The following is a 3387-nucleotide window of genomic DNA, read 5'->3' on the forward strand; positions in this document are numbered from 1 at the left end:
CACCGGTGAACCCGGGCGCCGGCGAGGTCGAGGAGGGTGCGGCCGCAGGCGACGGCGCCGCAGAGGACGCAGGCGACCGCGCCGAAGGAGATGTCGAGGAGTCCTGATCCCCGAGTCGGCCCGGCAGCGGGTCAGGGCCGGTCGTACCTGATGTTCTCGCGCGGGGTGCCGACCGCGACCATCCCGCGGACGGTGGCGCGCAGCATCTCCGGTGACCCGGACAGCAGCACCTGGCGATCCGCCCACGAACCCCAGCCGGTCACCGCGTCCACCAGCGTCCCGGTCTGACGCCGGTGCAGTGTGCGGGGCAGCTCCTGACGCGCGCCGGCCCACCACGGGTCGGTGTCCTGCTCGGAGACCGGCTGGATGGTGAGCCACGGGGCGGTGGCGGCCAGGTCGACGAGCGTCGGCAGGTCGTAGAGGTCGCCGGGGTGACGCGCGCCGTAGAACAGGTGCACGCGCGGGTTGAAACCGTGGCGCATCATGTCCAGCAACAGGCACCGCAGCGGGGCGATGCCGGTGCCGCCGGCCACCATCAGCACGTCCCGGACGGGTTCGGTGCGGTCCACCTCGAGCAGTCCGAGCGGCCTCGCCAGGACCCACCGGTCGCCCACCCCGACGCCCCGGACCAGTGATCCGCTGAGCGCACCACCGGGGACGTCGCGGACGTGGAACTCGATCTGACCCGCCGGATTGGCCGGGATCGACGGGCTGAGCCGGCGCCACACGCCCGGCGTGTACGGGGTCAAGACGCTCAGGTACTGGCCCGGGTGATAGTCCACCATGACGTCGGAGATCAGCCTGACCACCACGACGTCGCGGGTCGGCCGGAGGACCTCGACGACGGTCGCGCCGACCCGCGCGGGTCCCTGGCCGGTGGCCGCGCCCTCCTGGAGAGCGGTCGACAGCGCCCGGTACGCGGTGCCCAGCGTGGTGGCCAGCCGGTCGTCCCAGCCGCGGCCGGCCAGGTGGCGGAGAGTGCTGGTGAGGGCCTCGCCGAAGCGCTGGTGGTGGCGGGGGGAGAGTTCGAGTTTGCGGTGATCGGCCCCCAGGTGGCGGGCGAACTCCACCACCTGGGCGACCTCGGCCTCGTCCCCGTGGGCGTCCTCGACGGTCTCGAGCGCCCACGACATGGCGCGGACGAACTCGCCGAGTACCCCGGAGGCGTCGCGGGGGAACAGTTCGCGGAAATCCGGGTCGACCTCCCGCAGGGCACGGGCGAACAGGCCGGTGAAGCGCGGGTCGGCGAGGAGGTCGCGGAGTGCCAGCAGCGGGGGAGTGGCCGTGGAGACCGGGACGGGGTCGGTCAGCGGCGTGGCAGTGGGGTCGGCGGCCCGGCCGAGATACGGCGCGAGGTCGATGTCCGACACGAGGCGCTCGACGTCCGTGGCTCGGGAGAAGGCGTCGTCGGCGTCCTCTCCTGGGATTCTGACCACCTCCGCGCCTCCCTACCTGCCGTCGGCGTCTGCCGGTGCCCCAGGATAGCCGCCGGTGCCGCTCCCGGCGGTCAGGAGAACACGGGCAGGGGGTTTCCCGGCTCGGGGAGCGGCACCGGGTTGCCGCTCCAGTCCTGCGGCGCCACGCCGATCCGCATGCGCTGGGGGTGGTACCCGACGGGGATCTGGGCCACCTCCTCGCCGGTCTCGAAGGACAGCACGCTGACCGTGTTGCTCTTGGCCCAGGAGACGAAGCAGTGGTCCCCGGTGAGGTCGGTGGTCACCCAGTACGACTTGAGCCCGGTCGAGACCAGCGGCCCGTGCTGCAGGGTCTCCCGGTCGACCACGGTGGCGTAGTTGCTCATGGTGCCCGCGACGCAGATCTTGGTGCCCTGGGGGTTCATCGAGATGCCGTGGTGGCCGGAGTCCAGCAGGTGCGCCTCCCGCGGCACGTCTCCCGCGGGCGTGATGGGCAGGTCCACGATGCGGGTGATCTTGTCAGCGTCGATGTCGTACTCGATGAAGCCGTGGAAGAACGAGACTTGGAAGTACATGAACCGGTAGTCCGGGGAGAAGGTCATCGGTCGCACCCCGATGCTGAGCTCGGGACGGCCGGCCTCGGCGAGTCGGGCGCGCAGGTCCACGCGCTTGATGATCTGCAGGGTCTCGGCGTCGACGAACTGGAGCACCCGCTCGCCCTTGGTGACGTCGGCCCACGGCTGGTCGAGCGGGGTCCACACGTTGCCGATCGACTCGTTGACGATCTGGGTGCCGCCCTTGATGTAGGCGTTCTCGTGGGCGTTGTCCCCCGAGGGGAAGGTGCCGATCTCCCGGCCGGTGGCGGTGTCCAGGACGTGGACGAGCTTGGCGGTCGACGCACTCACGGCGACCTGCGACCCGTCCGGGCTCACCGCCATGTGGTCGGAACGGAAACCCTGGACGGGGAAGCGCCAGGCGATCTCGCCCGTGACGATGTCGATCGAGACCACGTCGGCGAAGCTCGGCCGGGACACGATGAGGTTCCGGCCGTCCTTGGTCGAGTACATGTCGTCCACGTACTGGTCGTGGCCCTCGCCGACCATCTGGCGGATGCCGTAGTACAGGGCGAGGCGGGCGGGGTCGCGGTGGATCTCCACCAGGCGCTCGTTGCGGTCCGGGATGATGTTGATCCGCGCGATCCGGTGGTAGTCGCCGTCCGGCTGCACGGCGTCCGCGGTGCCCTCCCAGTTGTTGCCCACCCACAGCACATTGCGTAGGCCCTCGGCCGGGTTCACGTAGGGGGATTCGACGGTGGCGGCGGAGACCGTCGGCGTGGCGACCACTCCTCCGAGGGCGGTGACCGCCGCGAGCGCGAGGGCGCCGGCGGCACGGGCGAGGACGGACGGGCGGTTCACGGCGGCTCCCGGGTACAGCGTTTCTGGACAAGCGTCCGGTTGGCATTTGGGAGTGTACGGAGCCCGGTTCGCTGGGTCAACGGGTCAACGGGACCTGGAGCAGAGGCGGCGGATCCGGTCATCACCGGCCGAGGGTGATGTCCACTCCCGCGCGAAGCTCGTCCTCGGTGTAGGTGAGCTGCCCCCGTCCGGGGATCTCGATCAGGTAGAAGGGCGCCCCCGAGGGGACCGCGCCGAAGTCGAAGGTGAAGGTGCAGGACGAGAGGTCGCCCCCGTCGTAGGCGAGCATGGTGCTGCCGAGGGTGGTCGACACGCCCTCGGACAACGTGATCCGCGTGCCCTCGCCGATGTCCGAGAGGGTGACGGGCAGGTCGCAGCCGGATCCGTCGCCCGAGACCGGCTCCCCCGGGGAGGACATCACGGTGAACCGCCCCTCGACGTCGAACAACTCGCCCGGCGCGCGCTCGGGGGCCTGCCAGGCCTGGGGCGGCAACGGTCCACGAGGTGCGTCGGTGGGGCCGCCGCGGGGGTCGGATCCGGGGCCGGACAGCGCGAGA

The 3387-nt window shown here is 71.3% G+C and carries 2 protein-coding genes and 1 pseudogene; all 3 read right to left on the bottom strand.

Annotated features, from left to right (window positions below; translation table 11 throughout):
• Window positions 1-131 precede the first annotated feature (131 nt).
• On the bottom strand, window positions 132-1436 hold the full coding sequence (locus G6027_RS19525; protein ID WP_182637782.1) for an FAD-binding oxidoreductase: 1305 nt from the start codon (window positions 1434-1436) through the stop codon (window positions 132-134).
• Window positions 1437-1507: 71 nt separating this feature from the next.
• The gene (locus tag G6027_RS14470; protein WP_182637783.1) at window positions 1508-2830 is read right to left on the bottom strand and encodes a serine/threonine protein kinase; all 1323 of its coding nucleotides are present in this window, start codon (window positions 2828-2830) and stop codon (window positions 1508-1510) included.
• 121 nt (window positions 2831-2951) lie between these two features.
• A pseudogene (locus G6027_RS14475) lies at window positions 2952-3387 on the bottom strand (hypothetical protein); the annotation flags it as partial.

Origin of the sequence: Dietzia sp. SLG310A2-38A2 (assembly GCF_014145095.1) — a bacterium.
Taxonomy (GTDB): domain Bacteria; phylum Actinomycetota; class Actinomycetes; order Mycobacteriales; family Mycobacteriaceae; genus Dietzia.